Source organism: Terribacillus saccharophilus, assembly GCF_002272745.1.
Lineage (GTDB): Bacteria > Bacillota > Bacilli > Bacillales > Amphibacillaceae > Terribacillus > Terribacillus saccharophilus_B.
On the sequence record NZ_NPBD01000001.1, the window covers coordinates 152,652 to 170,095 of the forward strand.

Annotated in this window: 18 protein-coding genes; 11 read left to right on the forward strand and 7 right to left on the reverse strand. The window is 43.9% G+C overall.

Going from position 1 to position 17,444, the window contains the following annotated elements:
* Positions 1–204: 204 nt before the first annotated feature.
* Positions 205–576, reverse strand: a complete 372-nt coding sequence (locus CHH58_RS00715; protein ID WP_095229826.1) for a YtxH domain-containing protein — start codon at positions 574–576, stop codon at positions 205–207.
* 72 nt (positions 577–648) lie between these two features.
* The gene (locus CHH58_RS00720) at positions 649–1,074 is read right to left on the reverse strand and encodes an HIT family protein (RefSeq protein ID WP_095261837.1); all 426 of its coding nucleotides are present in this window, start codon (positions 1,072–1,074) and stop codon (positions 649–651) included.
* Positions 1,075–1,515: 441 nt separating this feature from the next.
* Between CHH58_RS00720 and CHH58_RS00725 the strand changes: the two genes are divergently transcribed.
* The 3 genes from CHH58_RS00725 to CHH58_RS00735 are packed head-to-tail and all read left to right on the forward strand — an operon-like array spanning position 1,516 to position 4,194.
* On the forward strand, positions 1,516–2,262 hold the full coding sequence (locus CHH58_RS00725; RefSeq protein WP_095261838.1) for an ABC transporter ATP-binding protein: 747 nt from the start codon (positions 1,516–1,518) through the stop codon (positions 2,260–2,262).
* Positions 2,255–3,469 carry an ABC transporter permease gene (locus CHH58_RS00730; RefSeq protein ID WP_095229832.1) on the forward strand — a complete coding sequence of 405 codons (1,215 nt, stop codon included), beginning with the start codon at positions 2,255–2,257 and terminating at the stop codon, positions 3,467–3,469. Before CHH58_RS00725 ends, CHH58_RS00730 begins: the two co-directional genes overlap by 8 nt.
* 11 nt (positions 3,470–3,480) lie before the next feature.
* Positions 3,481–4,194: an EcsC family protein gene (locus CHH58_RS00735; RefSeq protein ID WP_095229834.1), complete on the forward strand. Its 714-nt coding sequence runs from the start codon at positions 3,481–3,483 to the stop codon at positions 4,192–4,194.
* Positions 4,195–4,223: 29 nt separating this feature from the next.
* On the opposite strand, the gene CHH58_RS00740 is transcribed toward CHH58_RS00735, so the two are convergent.
* Positions 4,224–5,387, reverse strand: coding sequence for a M20 family metallopeptidase (locus CHH58_RS00740; RefSeq protein WP_095261839.1), 1,164 nt, complete (start codon positions 5,385–5,387; stop codon positions 4,224–4,226).
* Positions 5,388–5,512: 125 nt separating this feature from the next.
* Positions 5,513–5,971 (reverse strand): ferritin-like domain-containing protein, encoded by a 459-nt coding sequence (locus CHH58_RS00745; protein ID WP_095233122.1) that lies wholly within the window; start codon positions 5,969–5,971, stop codon positions 5,513–5,515.
* A 97-nt stretch (positions 5,972–6,068) separates the two neighbouring features.
* On the opposite strand from CHH58_RS00745, the gene CHH58_RS00750 reads away from it, so the two are divergent.
* On the forward strand, positions 6,069–6,725 hold the full coding sequence (locus tag CHH58_RS00750; RefSeq protein ID WP_095229839.1) for a phosphatase PAP2 family protein: 657 nt from the start codon (positions 6,069–6,071) through the stop codon (positions 6,723–6,725).
* A 49-nt stretch (positions 6,726–6,774) separates the two neighbouring features.
* On the opposite strand, the gene CHH58_RS00755 is transcribed toward CHH58_RS00750, so the two are convergent.
* The gene (locus CHH58_RS00755) at positions 6,775–7,272 is read right to left on the reverse strand and encodes an antibiotic biosynthesis monooxygenase family protein (protein WP_095229841.1); all 498 of its coding nucleotides are present in this window, start codon (positions 7,270–7,272) and stop codon (positions 6,775–6,777) included.
* 167 nt (positions 7,273–7,439) lie between these two features.
* Between CHH58_RS00755 and CHH58_RS00760 the strand changes: the two genes are divergently transcribed.
* The 4 genes from CHH58_RS00760 (at position 7,440) to hemY (ending at position 13,173) form a co-directional block, all read left to right on the forward strand.
* Positions 7,440–9,623: a transglycosylase domain-containing protein gene (locus tag CHH58_RS00760; RefSeq protein WP_095233121.1), complete on the forward strand. Its 2,184-nt coding sequence runs from the start codon at positions 7,440–7,442 to the stop codon at positions 9,621–9,623.
* 123 nt (positions 9,624–9,746) lie between these two features.
* Positions 9,747–10,796 (forward strand): uroporphyrinogen decarboxylase, encoded by a 1,050-nt coding sequence (gene hemE, locus CHH58_RS00765; RefSeq protein WP_170937467.1) that lies wholly within the window; start codon positions 9,747–9,749, stop codon positions 10,794–10,796.
* A gap of 15 nt (positions 10,797–10,811) precedes the next feature.
* Positions 10,812–11,759, forward strand: a complete 948-nt coding sequence (gene hemH / locus CHH58_RS00770) for a ferrochelatase (RefSeq protein ID WP_095233120.1) — start codon at positions 10,812–10,814, stop codon at positions 11,757–11,759.
* Positions 11,752–13,173, forward strand: a complete 1,422-nt coding sequence (gene hemY / locus CHH58_RS00775) for a protoporphyrinogen oxidase (RefSeq protein WP_095233119.1) — start codon at positions 11,752–11,754, stop codon at positions 13,171–13,173. The genes hemH and hemY overlap by 8 nt, the downstream gene beginning before the upstream one ends.
* Positions 13,174–13,203: 30 nt before the next feature.
* On the opposite strand, the gene CHH58_RS00780 is transcribed toward hemY, so the two are convergent.
* Together CHH58_RS00780 and CHH58_RS00785 are read right to left on the reverse strand one after the other, a co-directional pair.
* Positions 13,204–13,593 (reverse strand): MmcQ/YjbR family DNA-binding protein, encoded by a 390-nt coding sequence (locus CHH58_RS00780; protein WP_249274994.1) that lies wholly within the window; start codon positions 13,591–13,593, stop codon positions 13,204–13,206.
* A 14-nt stretch (positions 13,594–13,607) separates the two neighbouring features.
* The gene (locus CHH58_RS00785; protein ID WP_095229850.1) at positions 13,608–14,174 is read right to left on the reverse strand and encodes a DUF6434 domain-containing protein; all 567 of its coding nucleotides are present in this window, start codon (positions 14,172–14,174) and stop codon (positions 13,608–13,610) included.
* Between the two features lie 157 nt (positions 14,175–14,331).
* Between CHH58_RS00785 and CHH58_RS00790 the strand changes: the two genes are divergently transcribed.
* From CHH58_RS00790 to CHH58_RS00800, 3 genes are all read left to right on the forward strand, one after another.
* Complete coding sequence (locus tag CHH58_RS00790; RefSeq protein ID WP_095261840.1) at positions 14,332–15,063, forward strand: MBL fold metallo-hydrolase; 732 nt, start codon at positions 14,332–14,334, stop codon at positions 15,061–15,063.
* An 89-nt stretch (positions 15,064–15,152) separates the two neighbouring features.
* Entirely contained in the window at positions 15,153–16,148 is a 996-nt protein-coding gene (locus CHH58_RS00795; RefSeq protein ID WP_095261841.1) for a lipoate--protein ligase, read from the forward strand.
* A gap of 50 nt (positions 16,149–16,198) precedes the next feature.
* Complete coding sequence (locus tag CHH58_RS00800) at positions 16,199–17,368, forward strand: M48 family metalloprotease (RefSeq protein WP_095261842.1); 1,170 nt, start codon at positions 16,199–16,201, stop codon at positions 17,366–17,368.
* Positions 17,369–17,444: the final 76 nt, after the last annotated feature.

The following is a 17,444-nucleotide window of genomic DNA, read 5'->3' on the forward strand; positions in this document are numbered from 1 at the left end:
AGAAACACTTCCGAGTATAAAACGGATAGTTATGATAAGTTTTAGACTTGGAAATGCTTTTATTAAAAGAATTCTAAGAATCATTAATTTTACTGGCTGACATGAACATCGAGAATCATTATATGTAGTTACGTGATCAAACTGAATGCTTAGGAAAGATGTCAGAGTTATATAAAAAATGCTCTCCGTAACGGAGAGCATTTTTTATTCGTTGCCGTTTTTCTGATTCGCTTTTTCTTCCAGATCTTTTAAGCTTTTCTCAATCTGAGCCAAGCTTTTCTGGATATTTTTCTGATGCGGTTCTACCGTACGTTTCCAGCTGTCAATGGAAGTTTTTACATCAGCTGATAATTCTTTGAACATAACAGCGCCTTCCTTGGAAGTTTTTGTGATCTGTTCTTTCAGCTGTGTTCCTTCATTCTTTAAGTTATTGAATGTGACCTTCCATTCGTCGCTGCGCTGTTTAGCATCTGCGCGCAACTCCCTGCCGGAGGATGGTGCTGTCAGCAATGTGATTACAGCGCTGACTGTGCTACCTACGAGTATACCAACTGCGATTGATTTGCCACTGGCCATCTTCTCCACTCCTTCCTACTTCATTATACTATTTTCTCTTCCTATGTAGCAGTGAAACCTATTGAGACAATCTTACTGGATTTTACTGCTGATTTTTTCCGCCAATTCACCAAGATGTTCGCTGGCAACATTGTCATGCTGTTCAAAGGTAGCGTGGAAGCCATCATTTTTTCCGTATCTCGGAATAAGATGCACATGCAGATGGAATACAGTTTGGCCTGCAGCAGCTTCCGTATTACTCAATACGTTCAATCCAGCCGGCTGGAACGCTTCCTTAATTGCATTTGCAATCCGTGGTACACGAGAAAATACTTCTTGGGCTACTTCGGGCGGTGTTTCGTATATATTCTTCGTATGTGTTTTTGGGATGATGAGGGTGTGCCCCTTCGTCACCTGGCCGATATCCATAAAAGCAAGTACGTGGTCATCCTCATATACTTTCGCAGATGGCAGTTCACCAGTAGCTATTTTACAGAAGATACAATCCTTTTCGTGCATACGATCACTCCTTTAACGTGTATACATATTGTATAAAGGAATGGACATGCTTGTAAAGTAAGTCGAATAAAATAGGCAGACATCCCGTAACGACCGGAATATTAGAATTCTTCGCGTTTTGGGAGTGTCTGCCTTTGAAGCAAGGTTGCCAAGAGTAAAACCATTTCGAACTGTACAGCGGCTTACGATGTTTGCGCCAGTACACTTTCAGCTTGCTTACAAATGTAAATCAGCTTACTTTCGGACGTAGCGGTCTGTATCTCCAACCAACACCTCATTTTTTTAGGAATGGGTACTGCTTTCGGAAACCTCTTGGCAACTTCTTTGCTTCGAAATTAGTATGTGCAGACTGACGGAGGTTATAACCGTTTTATTTTGGCAAATACGGCGGGCTTTGGTAAACTTTTAGCAGAAGCGTGCTTTTAGAAAGGGGAAAGGGTAATGCAACCTTTATTACATATTGATTCACTGACCGGTGGGTATACACATAAAAATGTCCTGCATGATATATCGTTTCAAGTAAATGCGGGGGAAATTGTCGGGCTAATTGGACTTAACGGAGCAGGGAAAAGTACGACAATCAAACATATCATCGGTCTTATGCAGCCGAAGGGCGGCAGTATCAAGATCAATGGAAGCACGTTTGCTGCTTCACCTGAAACATATCGGAGCAATTTCTCCTATATCCCGGAAATGCCGGTACTGTATGATGAATTAACTTTATATGACCATCTTCGCCTTACTGCGCAAGCATATGATTTGTCAAAGCAGGAGTTCGATAAACGCCTTCCGCCTTTGCTGAAGGAATTCCGCCTTGAAAAGAAACTGAAGATGTTTCCTGTCCATTTTTCAAAAGGGATGCGGCAGAAAGTAATGATTATGTGTTCTTTTCTTGTCGAACCTGACCTTTACATCGTGGACGAGCCATTCGTCGGACTCGATCCTCTCGGTATTCAATCCTATTTGCAGCTGATGAACCAGGCGAAGGATAATGGAGCTGGCGTGTTGATGTCCACGCATATTCTGGCGACTGCGGAACGTTATTGCGACCGCATTGTCATATTGCATGATGGAAAGCTGCGGGCTGCTGGTACGATGGAAGAGCTGCGCAATGAATTCGACATGCAAGATGCCACGCTGGATGATTTATATGTTCAGCTGACGAAAGAAGAAGACAGCCATGTTTAATGCAGAAACATTTTTCAAACAGCGGCTTACCGAGCATATGAAGGAAATGAATCGCTATTTGCGGTACATATTTAACCAGCATCTTATGATAGCGATGCTGTTCCTGATTTCGGGGCTTGCTTATTATTATCAGCAGTGGCTAGAGGGATTAACTCCGGACTTTCCTGCTGCACTTTTAATTGGTGCTGTGTTCGGCCTCCTGGCCAGCTACAGCCCTGTGCGTACTTTATTGAAAGAAGCGGATATGATATTCATGCTGCCGCTTGAGCCAAAGCTGCACCGCTATTTCAAATTAACTATCGGCTATAGTTTCTTTACGCAGCTTTACTTATTAATATTAGCTGCTGCAGCACTAGCGCCATTGTTCTTTGCGGCAGACTTAGGAGAAGGATTTTTATCTTATCTGCTTGTCTTTGTTGTTCTGCTGGTTTTCAAGCTGTGGAATCTTCACATGAATTGGTGGATGCTGAAGATACGGAATGTCAATATAAGAAGAATCGAGCAGACGCTTCGGCTTGTGCTGAACGTCGGAAGTTTTTGGTTGTTTTTACGAGGCAATCTTATTGCGGCAGCAGTTTTGACGGTTCTATTCGTCATACTTCTTTTTGTGGACTATACCATCACTCGGAAGCAGGGTGGTTTGGCTTGGGATTTGCTGATTGAAAAAGATCAAGCACGAATGCAGGCATTCTACCGAATTGCAAACCAATTTGCTGATGTACCGCACTTGAAGACGAAAGTCCATAAACGGCAATCTATCGTCAATCTCTTCACTAGACGAGTTCCGTTCGAACAGAAACATACATATGATTATCTGTTCCGGATCACTTTTGTCAGAGGTGGCGATTATTTCGGGCTCTTTCTGCGATTGACTATTTTAGCTGGAGTTATCATCTACTTCATCCCAAATCTCTGGGTGCAGTTGGCGTTTGCTTTGTTGTTCCTTTATTTGACCGGCTTCCAGCTTATCGGAATGTGGAAGCATCACCGGACAATCGCCTGGATGGATCTTTATCCGGTAGCGGGAGACACTCGAAAGCGAGCATTATTATCCCTTCTTCAGCAGCTGGCCATTATACAAGCTGTGCTGCTTAGTCTTGTATTCCTTCTCCGCGTCGATGTGGTCGGTTTTGCTTTGGCACTTGTTGCCGGACTTGCCTTCGGTCTCGGATTTGTCCGTATGTATGTACCGAAACGGTTGAAATAGGAGGGATTCAGTTGGAGGAAGACTATTATAAGGAAAGAAAACTGAAGGAAGCGATGTTTTATTATCATTCCCTTCAGCGGCGCGGCGGCAGGTTTCACCGGCTTTCCAAAGGTACACAGGATACAATTACCGATAAGATTCCGGTAGCTGTGCACACCGCAATTACAACAGCTATTCGCCAAATGATAGAACTCAGCCTGACGTCTTCTAACTACATTTATCCAATCAAGATTGATCATAAATGGAGTTTTGAGCAACGTGAGAAAGAAGTTCGGAAGGTCATCAATCGTTATAAAACAACAGCAAGGTTAGAAGGTGCCGGCACTGGTGCTGGAGGTATTATTTTAGGTATGGCCGATTTTCCGCTTCTTCTTAGCATTAAGATGAAATGTTTATTTGATATTGGTAGAATCTATGGTTTTGATGTTACGGCATTTAGTGAACGTGTTTTCCTGCTGCAAATTTTCAGTGCCACTTTCTCAAGCAGTGAGACGAGGGTCAAGCTGTGGGAAGAAATCCGTCATTGGAATAAAGTTACCGGTGCGATCGAAGACGTGAATTGGAGGGTGCTCCAGCAGGAGTACCGTGATCATATTGATTTAATCAAAATGATACAGATGCTGCCGGGTGTCGGAGCCTTCGTCGGAGCCATCATCAACGGCAAGTTTCTCGAACAGTTAGGTACAGCTGCCATGCATGCATATCGGATCCGCATGTTAACATAAAAAAAGATCAGCGTCACGCTGATCTTTTTTTATTGGTATGCAATACACGCGCTGAGTAATGTCTTGGCAGCAATGCTCATTGCTCTTTCATCAAAATCGAATTTCGGATGGTGGTGCGGATAATAATGATCTTCTTTCTTAGCGCCGGTGAAGAAGAAAGCTCCGGGTTTTTCATGCAGATAATAAGAGAAATCCTCGCCAGTCATCGTAGGCAGAACCTTGTTCGCTTCCTGAACTTCTGCAACTTGCTTCGAAGCATCCAGTACTAATTGTGCTTCGGCAGGGTGATTGATTACAGGTGGATATCCTTCGATATAGTCATACGTGTAGTCTGCATCATTAGCAATTGTAATACCTTTTAATACATTTTCGATTTCCGCTTTAATCTGTTCCTGTACAGCAGTATCGAATGTACGAACTGTTCCTGTCAGCTTCGCTGTTCCGGCAACTACGTTGAATGCTGCGCCAGCCTCGAAAGTACCTACGGTGATGACAGCAGTAGACAATGGATCCAAGCGGCGGCTGATAATTTGCTGAAGCGCTGTTACGACTTGAGATCCGATAAGAACGGCATCCTTCGTCTGGTGTGGCTGTGCTCCGTGACCGCCTTTACCGATGATTTCAATTTCGAAGCGATCTGCTCCTGCCATGAATTCTTTATCCGCTGTTTCAATTGTGCCAAGCGGCGTGTTCGACCAGAGGTGAGTTCCGAATACAGCATCCGCGTCATCTAGGATACCAGTTTCAATAATCGGCTTCGCTCCGCCTGGTGCATATTCTTCTGCATGCTGGTGGACAAAAACAAGCGTTCCTGGTAGTTCGTCCTGCAATGCTTTGGCAGCTTTGGCAATGCCAAGCAGTGTTGCTGTATGTCCATCATGACCGCATGCATGCATAACATTTGGTACTGTGGATTTATAAGGGACATCATTTTCTTCTTGGATTGGCAACGCATCGAAATCCGCTCGCAAGGCAATCTTCTTACCAGGTTTCCCGCCTTGGAGAGTGGCAACTACTCCGTTACCTCCAACATTCTTTTCGTAGGGAATACCAAGTTCCTCATATGTATTTGCAATGTACGCTGCTGTCTTTTCCTCTTTAAAGGACAGTTCTGGATGCTGATGAAGGTATCTTCTTGTCGCAACCATGTCTTCATAAAGTTCATCTACTTTGGTGAATAATTTCTCTAGCATACTGCACCAGCCTCCTTACTTAATTTGAAATAAGACCAGTATAGCATATTTCTTGTTAATAATTATTGGTTTATTCAGAATAATACATAGAAAAACCCATAACCATTTGGTTATGGGTTTAATAATTATAGGCGAGAGTCACTCAAAAGACGGTTGAGCTCGTCACGGTGATTCGTTTCATCCGCAATTAAATCTTCCAGCTTAGTTGCAAGTTCTGTCAAATTAAGTTCTTCAGCCTGCTTTCTGCGTTTTTCATAACGATCAATTGTATCCTGTTCCGCATCACGTGCTTCTGTTAGCATTTTCTTTACATCAGTGTGATACGGTACTTCAGCTGGAACAGTGGTTGGTACGCCGCCGAGTGTTACAATCTTATCTGCTAAATATTTTGCATGTCCGATTTCGTCCGTAATTTCATCCTCGAAAAATGGTTTTAGATACGCACGATAAAGGCCTGAAACAGCGGAGCTGTATGTTGTATACATGATGGAAGCGGCATATTCGTTCGCCAAATCTACGTTCAACCCATCGATCAATTCCTGTAGTTGAGAGTCATCTTTAATTTTTCTAACATTGTCTGCCATGTTTATCATCCTTTCTGATTGGCTATCTGTAAGGTATATTCCCCAGGTGTTTGTTTTCTAAACAAATGCCATAGTACAATCAATCAGAGGTGAAAAGATGGAACTACCGCATAGAAAAAGATATATAGTGCTATTTACGATTGCAATTATCGTAGCAACTATATTCACAATTGACGTCAGACTGCACACAGATCCGCTGCTGGATCAATGGACAGCCCCTTTTGCGAAATCCTTGCAGGATACATTTTGGTACGATTTATTCCGCTGGATAACTGAACTCGGATCGAGTATTGTGCTTAGCGTGCTCACATTTATTTTTGGGCTATTTTTAGCTTTAAGGAAAAAAAATCTAATTGGAGCTGGTATCGTGTTCACAGCTGCAGCTTTTGGTTATCAATTCAATTTCCTTATCAAGCAGCTAGTAGAAAGGGAACGCCCGACCATTCTAGCATTAGTGGACGGAGAGGGTTTCAGCTTCCCATCAGGGCACTCGATGGTGTCATTGGTTACATATGGCATCATTCTTTACTTTATGTGGGGATACATGAAGAGCAGCAAGCGGTATATTGCAGCTCTCACAGCAGCTTTTATCGTCGTGCTAATTGGATTTAGTCGATATGTTCTCCGCGTTCACTACTTGACGGATGTGCTGGCTGGTTATGCTTATGGGATTATTTTTCTGGTCATTTGGATTCTGTTATATAAATGGCTGCAGAGTAGACTGGAGAAAAACGAGAAAGTGCGCTCCAATTGAAAATGTAAGAAAAGAAAGAGCCTGTCCGCTTAGTCGGACAGGCTCTTATTCATTCTTCTACATCAATTTGATACGTGGTGACATATGCTGGTCCAGCGCTGAATGGTGGTTTTTTCGGCTGATTGGAATCTTTTTTATGGGCATGCTGAAAAGCTTCTGATTTTTTCCAATCCTCGAAATGCTGCTTGGATTCCCATGCTGTCAGCACAAGATATGTGTTGCCAGATTTAGGTCGAAGTACGCGGAGCGCTTTAAAACCGGGTGTTTGATCGATTTTGCCTGCTCGCCGTTTGAATACATCTTCAAATATCGGGCGACCTTCGTCTGTAACGGGAATGTTATTAATTGCGATATAACCTTCTTCAGGAAGGTCGCCTGTACCCGTTACTCGTTCATATGTACGAGGTGTTGTAAAGTTTGCGGCATTTGGTTCTTCTGTATAAGCCAGAGCACCCTCGGGCCCTTCAAATACCCAGATTTTTGCTTGTTCTTTTGCCTTCAGCTGGCGAAGAAATTCGGTCGTACCACTGGTGAAGTGTGCGGTCATTTGTATTCAACCTCCTGGCAGTATGTTACAGTCAGTGTAGCAATTACGCATAGTGTAATGCAAGCTAGGACTCCAATCGATAGAAAGATGGGTAAATGGCATTTTTTGTCGTATAATATAGGTTATAGAATGAACATGGGGGATTCGTAAGAGGTGAAAGAAACGTTATGAAACGATCAGAACATAAGCAGCATAAACGGATGCGCAGGAAGACTCTATATCTCCTCGGGGCTGGTATCGTATTGGCGGGCATAACCGCTGTCTATATCCTGTTATTTTTCGGGGGAAGACTCGTAATTGATAAAGATGATTTGACTTTGAAGGCTGCTTCAACAGTCGAGAATCAAGATGGGGAAGTAATTGCGGAATTCTATGAAGAGAACCGGGAACCTGTCAAATTCGATAAGATTTCCGAACATGTGAAAAACGCTTTTGTTTCCATAGAAGACGCTCGGTTCTATAAGCATCATGGTATCGATCTTAGGGCGACAGCAAGAGCTTTATACCGTGATATTCTGGCTATGAGTAAAGTGGAGGGCGGAAGTACGATTACACAGCAGACCGCCAAAAATCTTTTTTTCAAAAATGATAAGACCTTCACCCGGAAAGCGAAGGAAGCGATGGCTGCCATTTACTTGGAGAGACAGTACACGAAGAAGCAGATCCTCGAATATTATCTGAATGAAATTTATTTTGCACACGGTCTTTATGGAATTGAGTCCGCTGCTAATTATTACTTCAATAAGAGTGCAAGCGATCTGACTCTATCGGAAAGTGCGATGCTCGCAGCACTGTCAAAAGCACCGAATACGTACTCTCCAAATAATAATCCGGATCTAGCGAAAGAAAGACGTAATCTTGTGCTGGATCAGATGGAAGAACAGGGCTATATCACAGCCGAAGAGAAGGAAGCTGCTCAAGCGGAGGAACTTGGTGTGACTCAACCTGAAGAGGAGCAAGAGCGTCCATGGATTGAGAGCTATATCGATTTGGTAGCTGAAGAAGCGCAGGAGAAATATGATTTGTCTCTGGAAAATCTGCGTACTGGCGGTTACCGGATTGTGGTGAATGTAGATGAAGATATCCAGCGCACAGCTTACAATACAATGCAGGATGATACGTATTTCGATGGTTCAACAGATAGCATTGAAGGTGCCTTTGTCATGCTTGATCAGAATTCCGGTAAGATCGTAGCAGCTGTCGGGGCGCGTGAGTTCCAATACGGGGACATAAACCGTGTGACAGTACAGAGACAGCCGGGATCGGTAATGAAGCCGCTCGCGGTGTATGGACCAGCATTGGATAGTGGGGATTACAATGCGTATAGTGAGCTGCCGGATGAGAAGAAGTCATACAACGATGGAAAATACACTGTATCTAACCACAACGATCAGTATGAGGGCGATATCACGATGTATGAGGCTGTGCAGGAATCGAAGAATACAACGGCTGTTTGGCTGCTTGATCAAATCGGCATTAAAACAAGCAAATCGTATTTAGAGAAAATGCATATCGACCTGCCAGAGGACAAAGGTCTGTCGATTGCCCTTGGGGGCTTGAAGGAAGGATTAACACCGTTGAAAATTGCGGAAGGCTTCCGAACTTTCGCCCATGAAGGACAGTGGATCGAATCTCAGTCCATCAACGCCATTTATGACCGAAACGGGGAAGCTGCCTTTAAAGCAGAACCGCAAACAGAAGACGTATTCTCGGAACAGACTGCCTGGGATATGACACGCATGCTGCAAGGAGTCATTACTGGCGGTACCGGTACTGCTGGTACCTATTATGGAGCCCTGGCCGGAAAGACAGGAACGACACAGCATCCGACTGTAGATGATGCAGATAAGGATGCCTGGTTCGCTGGATACACACCAGAATATGTCGCAGTGAGCTGGATGGGTTATGACAAAACGAACGATGAAAACTATCTAGAGAGCGGCAGTTCGATGCCTACTGCCCTTACGAAATCAATTTTGCGGCAAGTTTCCCAATATCGGACAATGTCGACGAGTTTCGAGAAGCCGGAAAATGCAGAAGATATCGGTGGACCAGTTGAATTGCCGACTATTACGGATGCTTCTATCTCATATGGTTTCGGAGGGCTTCGGATCGTTAATGCTGATTTGACTTGGACAGCAAGTGATGACAAGCGAATCATCTATCATATTTACAAAGAAACGGACGATGGTGCAGAGAAAATCGGGGAAGTACAAGGGAAAGGATCCTTTACAGTGGATAAAGTCAATCCGCTGAAAGATGCCACTTATTATGTAGTTCCTTTCAATCCGCTAACTGATGAAAACGGCGCTGAATCCAACCATACTGTCCTATCTGGATTCGGATTCTGACGATTTTCACGACTCTGACACAATTCATCAAAAAATGGGGTTTTTATGAGTCAAATGCTATACAAATACTCATGAAATTTCGTATAGTGGGAACGGATAATGAGGAGACGAAGGAGAACGATTATGCCTAACATCAAAAATGATACAATACTGCGTGCATTCCGTGGGGAAGCAACGGATTACACGCCGGTATGGTATATGCGCCAAGCAGGGAGATCGCAAAAAGAATACCGCGAGCTCAAAGAGAAATATTCTCTGTTTGAAATTACGCATCAGCCTGAGCTTGCAGCTTATGTAACAAGACTTCCAGTTGAACAGTATGATGTCGATGCAGCAATTTTATATAAAGATATCATGACACCACTTCCAGGCATTGGCGTGGATGTTGATATCAAGTCTGGAATCGGTCCGGTGATTGCCAACCCTATCAGCAGCTTGCAAGATGTGGAGAAGCTTGGTACCTTGGATCCAAAGCGTGACGTTCCATACATTCTGGATACGATCAAGCTCCTGACAGAGGAACAGCTGGAAATACCGTTGATCGGTTTTTCTGGGGCGCCGTTTACTTTGGCTAGCTATATGATTGAAGGCGGACCATCAAAAAACTATCATAAGACTAAATCGCTTATGTATAGTGATCCTGCTGCATGGTTCGCATTGATGGATAAGCTTGCAGAAGTATCTATCACTTATGCGAAAGCGCAAGTGGCAGCCGGAGCATCAGCTATTCAGATTTTCGATTCATGGGTAGGGGCTTTGAATGCAGCGGATTACCGTATGTACATTAAACCGACAATGGAGCGTATATTCAACGAACTGCGTGAAACAAATGTTCCGCTTATCCTATTCGGTGTAGGAGCAAGTCATCTGATCATGGAATGGAACGATCTGCCGGTGGATGTCATCGGACTTGACTGGAGACTTTCCATTAAGGAAGCAAGAGATAAGGGCATTACAAAGACGCTTCAAGGCAATCTTGACCCAGCATTCCTTACAAGTGACTGGAGTGTGCTGGAAAAGAGAGCTAAATCGATTCTGGATCAAGGTCGGGAAGCTGGACCGCATGTGTTTAACCTTGGCCACGGTGTAACGCCGGAAATACAGCCAAGTGTGCTGAAGAAGCTGACTTCCTTCATCCATTCGTATTCCGCTAAACAAAACTCAATATTATGACCCGAGGTGTAAGACATGACAAAGAAAAAAGTTGGTTTACTAGTTATGGCGTACGGCACGCCTTATAAAGAAGAAGACATTGAACGTTATTATACTGATATCCGGCACGGACGTAAGCCTACACCGGAAATGCTTGAGGATTTGACTAGCCGATATAAAGCAATCGGCGGTATTTCTCCGCTTGCACGCATTACAAAGGAACAAGCTGATGCAATTGAAGCAGCTTTGAATAGCTCTCAGAATGCTATCGAATTCAAAGCTTATCTTGGCCTGAAGCATATTGAGCCTTCTATTGAAGACGGTGTTGCTGAAATGGCAAAAGACGGTATTACAGAAGCTATTTCACTCGTATTGGCACCGCATTACAGCACATTCAGTGTAAAATCCTACAACGAGCGTGCGCATAAAGCCGCTGCAGAAGCTGGAAATCTTCAAATTACGTCTGTAGAAAGCTGGTACGATGAACCAGGTTTCATCAAATATTGGTCAGATAATATTTCTGAGATCTTCGCTGGAATGGACAAGGAAGAGCGTGATAAAGCAGCGCTGATTGTATCTGCGCATAGTCTTCCAGAGAAAATCCTTCAAAATGGCGATCCATACCCAGATCAACTGAAACGTACAGCTGATTTGATCCAAGAGCAGACTGGGATCAAGAACGTGGAGCTTGGCTGGCAGAGTGAAGGTAATACACCAGATCCATGGCTTGGACCGGATGTACAAGATCTTACTCGTGAGCTTTACGAGAAAAAAGGCTATCGCTCTTTCGTTTATGCACCAGTCGGCTTCATTGCGGACCATTTGGAAGTACTTTATGATAATGACTATGAATGTAAGGTTGTTTGTGACGAATTAGGCGCAAAATACTACCGTCCGGCAATGCCGAACACGGACCAGCAGTTCATCGATACTTTGGCGAAGGTGGTATTGGAGCAGCAGGCACGAGTTGAGCGCCATGGCTAAGAAAAAACAGATTGCGATCGTCGGGGGCGGTATTGCCGGCCTGACGACTGCTTATTACCTTCAGAAGCAGATTCGCGCCTATCGTCTGGATTATGAAGTAAAGCTGTTTGAGGCCTCCAGCCATCTTGGCGGAAAGATCGACACGCTGAAAAAAGATGGATTCGTGATTGAACGCGGTCCTGATTCCTTTTTAGCACGAAAGGAATCAGCATCCCGTCTGATTCACGACATCGGCATGGAAAAGGATCTTGTCCGGAACAATACGGGACAATCCTATATCCTAGCTGGCAAGAAGCTACATAAAATGCCGAAACGAGCCTTTATGGGTGTGCCGACAGAATTAAAGCCGTTTTATCAGTCCCGTCTGCTTTCTACTAAAGCGAAAGCGCGTATCAGTGTCGAGCCGATGCTGCCAAAAGGTAAAGAAGCCCAGGATCAATCCATGGGATTATTTTTCCGCCGCCGCTTCGGCGATGAACTGGTAGAGAATGTTTTAGAGCCGCTTTTGTCCGGTGTTTATGCTGGTGAAATCGATGAATTAAGTCTGATGGCCACATATCCAAAGTTCTATGAAGTAGAACAGCAGTATGGAAGTGTGATTAAAGGACTGCAGGCGACGATGCCAAAGCCGCCGAAACAGAAGAAAGATGTGAAGCCTCCGGGCGCATTCCTTTCATTGAAAAATGGGTTGCAATCATTGGTAGAAGGTCTTGAAGCAAAGCTTGATCCAGGCACTGTTCACTTGGAAACAAGTGTGGATCATATTGAACGCAAAGAAGATCATTATCACTTGCTGCTCGGCAACGGAGAGGTATTTAGAGCTGACGCTGCAGTACTTGCTTCACCTTTCTTTGCGGTTCAGCGTATGCTGAGCCAATATGATTTCATGGAACAGCTGAAAGAGATGAAGGCGACATCTGTTGCTACGGTCGCGATGACATTCGATGCTTCCGCTATTAAGAAGGATATCGATGGTACAGGCTTTGTGATCTCCCGTAACAGTAAGTATCGAATTACAGCATGTACGTGGACACATAAAAAGTGGGAAGGCACGACACCAGAAGGCAAAGTCATGCTCCGCTGCTACGTCGGAAGACCTGATGATAGCGGTATAGTAGACTTGTCGGATGAGGAGATCGTCCGGATTGCTTTAAAAGATTTGAATAAAATCATGAAGATAAAAAGCAAACCGCTATTTTCTGTGGTCAGCCGCTGGAAAAAAGCGATGCCGCAATACGTTGTCGGCCATCTGCAGCGCGTCGCTGATGTGCGTGCCAATATGGCCATCAACCTTCCAGGTGTATTCCTTGCGGGTGGTTCATACGATGGAATTGGTATTCCAGATTGTATCGATAGTGGCGAACAAGCCGTACAAAACGTACTTGCTTACTTGCGCGAAAAAAGCTTCTCCTAAGGGAGAAGCTTTTTTGATTTAGCGTTAAAATTAAAGGTAAGCATTAATTTCTAGCTGAACTTTTTTCGTAAGCTTTTGGAAAACAAGCTGATAGGATGCTTGAAGCAGCTCTGTAATCTCGATATCTGATAATTGTTCACTGCACAACAGGATAGAGTTCCAATGCTGTTTGTTGGCATAATAGCCAGGCACGATATCACTGTACGTCTGTCGGAGTGATATATTTTCTTCTGGTAACCCTTTAATGGTTAGCACAGCTTTTTCGTTTGCTGCTTTGCTCATCAATCCAAATTGTTTACCGGCTAAGTCGAAATAATAAACGCCCCAATCTTCACGGTAATAGACCTTCGCTCCAGAAAATGCTCTTCCTGCTTCTAGAAGCTCCGTCATGCGCTTGATTAATGACTGGTTGTCCAGCATGGGGATACCTCCTATTAATGACTATGGGAATACGGCTTGCTTTTTTTTCTGTTCCAAGCCTCGACAGCTTGGCTGCGTGTCTTTCCTTTGTTTATAGGATTAGAGAAAAATTCACGGATGAATCGGTTATACTCGAACTGAGGGGCAATTTCTTTCTTGTAAGCAGGATCCTGCTTGCGGGCTTCTTCCTCATGCCAAGCGCATATAGCATCCTCATAGGTATTGCCGATATTATCGCGGAAATAGTTTTGTATGTAGGTGGAAAAATGAAAATGATCTCCGATTTCCTGCTTGAAAAATGCTCGTACTTGTTGGCTGCATCGATGATCCTCTGTTATAACTGTGGAGCGGCTGAGCGGCTCAGGAGATTTCCGGAATTTCTTTTTGCTGCGTGATTGTTTTCGTGCCGGTTTTTCTATGAGACCGTCCCGCAGGAAGCTTTCAATTCTTGCTGTAATCTCCATTTTGGAACCAGAGACTGGCAAATCATTTTCCCGGCAGAATTGGACGAGTTCTTCTTTCAGCCAATAATAATCTAGAAAACTATCTGCGTTTGTGATGTGTGTCAATTCTGGTCTCATGTTATATCCCTCGCATACGTTTTTTCCTCTTTTTGTTATATTATGTCATATGTATACGAAGGAGACCAGCCCTTGATTGGAGAACTCCTTACAGATAAAGTGGTTTACATGCATAGATTTCGGTAATGGTAACAGTAGAAGGAGAGGTGCACAAAGTATGAAATTGACAGTAATAGGATTTTGGGGAGCATACCCTGGTAGAGAGAGTGCCAGCTCTTGTTATTTAGTGGAAAAGGACGGATATGCTTTGCTGCTGGATTGCGGAAGCGGTGCGCTTTCGCGGATGCCTGCTTTTGTTGATCCGAAGGAATTGGATGCGGTTGTCGTAAGTCATTATCATCCGGATCATATAGCAGATATCGGAGCCCTGCAGCATGTTTGGCAAGTACAGAACAGCTTGAAAGGAACAGAAGAGGTGCTGCCGATCTATGGTCACGGAGAAGATGAGGAAGGCTTTAAAAACTTGACTCATAAATTTACCGATGGGATTGCTTACAAGCCGGATGAAATTCTGAGCATAGGGCCTTTTGACATTACATTTATGAAAACGAAGCATCCAGTACCATGCTATGGTATGCGGATCTCGGACGGTGTCTCCGATATTGTTTATACAGCTGATTCCAGTTATTTGGAGGAGTGGGCGGAGTTCAGTAAGGATGCTGACCTGCTTATAACCGATTGTAATTTCTATCAGCATCAGGATGGCGAGTCTGCCGGTCATATGAACAGTCTGCAGGTTGGTGGCATTGCGGAGCAAGCAGGGGTAAAAAATCTCTTCCTAAGTCATCTGCCGCACTTCGGAGAGCATCGGCAGCTGCTGGAGGAAGCAAGCAGCGTCTACAGTGGACAAGTAAAACTAGCATATGAGGGGCTGACATGGGAAGGGTAAAACCTTCCCGTTTTGTCTGAATTGCTATCACGCTGAGGATTCGGTAGAATATTACTAGGAAACAATTTCTGACACTGGGGGTCTTTATTTTGCGTTTTATCGATAATGAAGGTATTACAGATCCAAGGATCAACCTTGCAATCGAGGAGTATGTCCTGAAAAATTTCGGCAAAGACGATACATATTTGCTTTTCTATATCAATGAACCATCCATCATCATTGGCCGGAATCAGAACACGATTGAAGAAATCAATACGAAGTACGTAGACGATAACGGTATTAAGGTTGTACGCCGCTTATCCGGAGGCGGAGCTGTATACCATGACATGGGGAATTTGAATTTCAGCTTCATCACACAAGATGACGGTGACAGCTTCCAAGATTTTGCTAAATTCACAAAGCCGGTTACGGATGCATTGAACAAGCTAGGTGTACCTGCAGAATTGAAAGGACGGAATGACTTGCTTGTTGGTGAACGCAAGATTTCCGGAAATGCGCAATTCTCAACACGTGGTTTGATGTTCAGTCATGGTACATTAATGTACGATTCGGAGATCGAACACGTTGTATCAGCTTTGAAGGTGAAGAAAGAGAAAATCGAATCCAAAGGAATCAAATCTATCCGCAGCCGTGTAGCAAATATCTCTGAATTCATGGATAACAAAATTCCGATGGATGAATTCAAAGAAATCCTGCTTCGCTATATCTTCGACGTGGAGGATACGAAGGATGTACCACGTTACAAACTGACAGAAGAGGATTGGAAAGCAATTCATAAAATCAGTGAAGAACGATATCAGAAATGGGAATGGAACTATGGTAAATCGCCGAGCTTCAATATTCAGCAGACGCATAAATTCCCTTCAGGTAATGTTGACGTCCGTCTGGATGTGAAGAGCGGTATTATTGAGCAGATCCGTGTCTTCGGTGATTACTTCGGAGTCGGCGAAGTCGGTGAGCTTGAGGAAAAACTGAAAGGTGTCCGTTATGAGCGCGAGTCGATTCAGCAAGCATTAGCGGATGTGAATGTGAGCTATTACCTAGGTAAGATCGAGAAAGATGACTTTATTGATCTTATGTACTAATCATCTATGAGACGACCTTCGGGCCGTCTCTTTTTTACAGGAGGAATCGGATGAAACGGGTACTTCTTGCTTATATGATCTATCTTTTAGCAATTTGGATTTTCTTTCCGTTCGTCTATACAGAATGGAATGCCGATGTAAGCACATACGCAAGTATTGGTCATGCAGTCTATTTTTCCAGACTGCCATTACTGCCACTATTTCTTTATGTAGTTTGGAAGAACGATAAGCTGCAAAAAATCGGTGCTGCCTTGGAAAATCGACTACCTAAACTAGTCGCGACCGCCGCCTATATGCTTTTATTAACTACCGGCTATGGTATCGTTCAACTTCCATTCCGATTGGCTGGTTATTGGAATGCACGTCAAGCGCAGATTAGTGTCCAGACGTTCGGAGATTGGGCAGGGGAATACTTACTAAGCTTATTTCTCTTTTATTTGGCAGTAACAGCTGTAGTTTTTGTATCACAGTTATTGATGAAACGATTCCGTAAGAACTGGTGGATTATATTGTGGTTCTTGCTTGTACCAAGTGCGATTTTCGTCGTCTATGTCCAGCCTATATGGATTGATCCGTTGTATGAAGATTTCTATCACCTTCCTGATGGTGAATTGCGTACGGAAATCGAGAAGCTGACTAGTGAAGCAGGGATTCCCGATGCAACACTTCTGGAAGTGGATAAAAGTGCTAAAACAGTAACGTATAATGCATATGTAACTGGAATGTTCGGCAGTGCACGTGTGGTGCTGTATGATACAACAGTCGACGGCTTGCCCCAAGATGAGGTTTTGTTCATCGTCGCCCATGAAATCGGTCATTATGTGCTGCATCATGTGTATTGGGGGACAGCTGGTTTTCTTGTTCTAGGATTTGTCCTCCTTTGGGTAACCAAAAAATTATCAGATAAGTTTTTGGCTAAAAGACAGATAAGTGCTCATCAGCTGAGAGCAGTACCACTCTTCCTGCTTATCCTTAGCTCGCTGCAATTTGCGAGCGAGCCTGTTTCACTTTATGTGTCGCGAGAAATGGAGCGGCAGGCGGATGCTTATGCGCTGGAACATGCACCTAGTACACAAGCAGGTATTCGTATGTTCCAGAATATGCAGCAGGTTTCCAAAGGCGATCCAGATCCTTGGCCGCTGTTCGAATGGCTCCGTTCCACACATCCATCTAACCAGGAGCGTATCGAAACAATAGAATCTTATCAGGAAAACAGGTAGAGACATTAGCTCTACCTGTTTTTGTAAGGATTATATTAAGAAAATGGTATTCTCCTGTTTTCACGCCTGAAATTTT

Coding starts and splice junctions, on each gene's coding strand:
- CHH58_RS00715 (WP_095229826.1), bottom strand. CDS start 576: ATGGCCAGTGGCAAATCAATCGCAGTTGGTATACTCGTAGGTAGCACA.
- CHH58_RS00720 (WP_095261837.1), bottom strand. CDS start 1,074: ATGCACGAAAAGGATTGTATCTTCTGTAAAATAGCTACTGGTGAACTG.
- CHH58_RS00725 (WP_095261838.1), top strand. CDS start 1,516: ATGCAACCTTTATTACATATTGATTCACTGACCGGTGGGTATACACAT.
- CHH58_RS00730 (WP_095229832.1), top strand. CDS start 2,255: ATGTTTAATGCAGAAACATTTTTCAAACAGCGGCTTACCGAGCATATG.
- CHH58_RS00740 (WP_095261839.1), bottom strand. CDS start 5,387: ATGCTAGAGAAATTATTCACCAAAGTAGATGAACTTTATGAAGACATG.
- CHH58_RS00745 (WP_095233122.1), bottom strand. CDS start 5,971: ATGGCAGACAATGTTAGAAAAATTAAAGATGACTCTCAACTACAGGAA.
- CHH58_RS00750 (WP_095229839.1), top strand. CDS start 6,069: ATGGAACTACCGCATAGAAAAAGATATATAGTGCTATTTACGATTGCA.
- CHH58_RS00755 (WP_095229841.1), bottom strand. CDS start 7,272: ATGACCGCACACTTCACCAGTGGTACGACCGAATTTCTTCGCCAGCTG.
- CHH58_RS00760 (WP_095233121.1), top strand. CDS start 7,440: ATGAAACGATCAGAACATAAGCAGCATAAACGGATGCGCAGGAAGACT.
- hemE (WP_170937467.1), top strand. CDS start 9,747: ATGCCTAACATCAAAAATGATACAATACTGCGTGCATTCCGTGGGGAA.
- hemH (WP_095233120.1), top strand. CDS start 10,812: ATGACAAAGAAAAAAGTTGGTTTACTAGTTATGGCGTACGGCACGCCT.
- hemY (WP_095233119.1), top strand. CDS start 11,752: ATGGCTAAGAAAAAACAGATTGCGATCGTCGGGGGCGGTATTGCCGGC.
- CHH58_RS00780 (WP_249274994.1), bottom strand. CDS start 13,593: ATGCTGGACAACCAGTCATTAATCAAGCGCATGACGGAGCTTCTAGAA.
- CHH58_RS00785 (WP_095229850.1), bottom strand. CDS start 14,174: ATGAGACCAGAATTGACACACATCACAAACGCAGATAGTTTTCTAGAT.
- CHH58_RS00790 (WP_095261840.1), top strand. CDS start 14,332: ATGAAATTGACAGTAATAGGATTTTGGGGAGCATACCCTGGTAGAGAG.
- CHH58_RS00800 (WP_095261842.1), top strand. CDS start 16,199: ATGAAACGGGTACTTCTTGCTTATATGATCTATCTTTTAGCAATTTGG.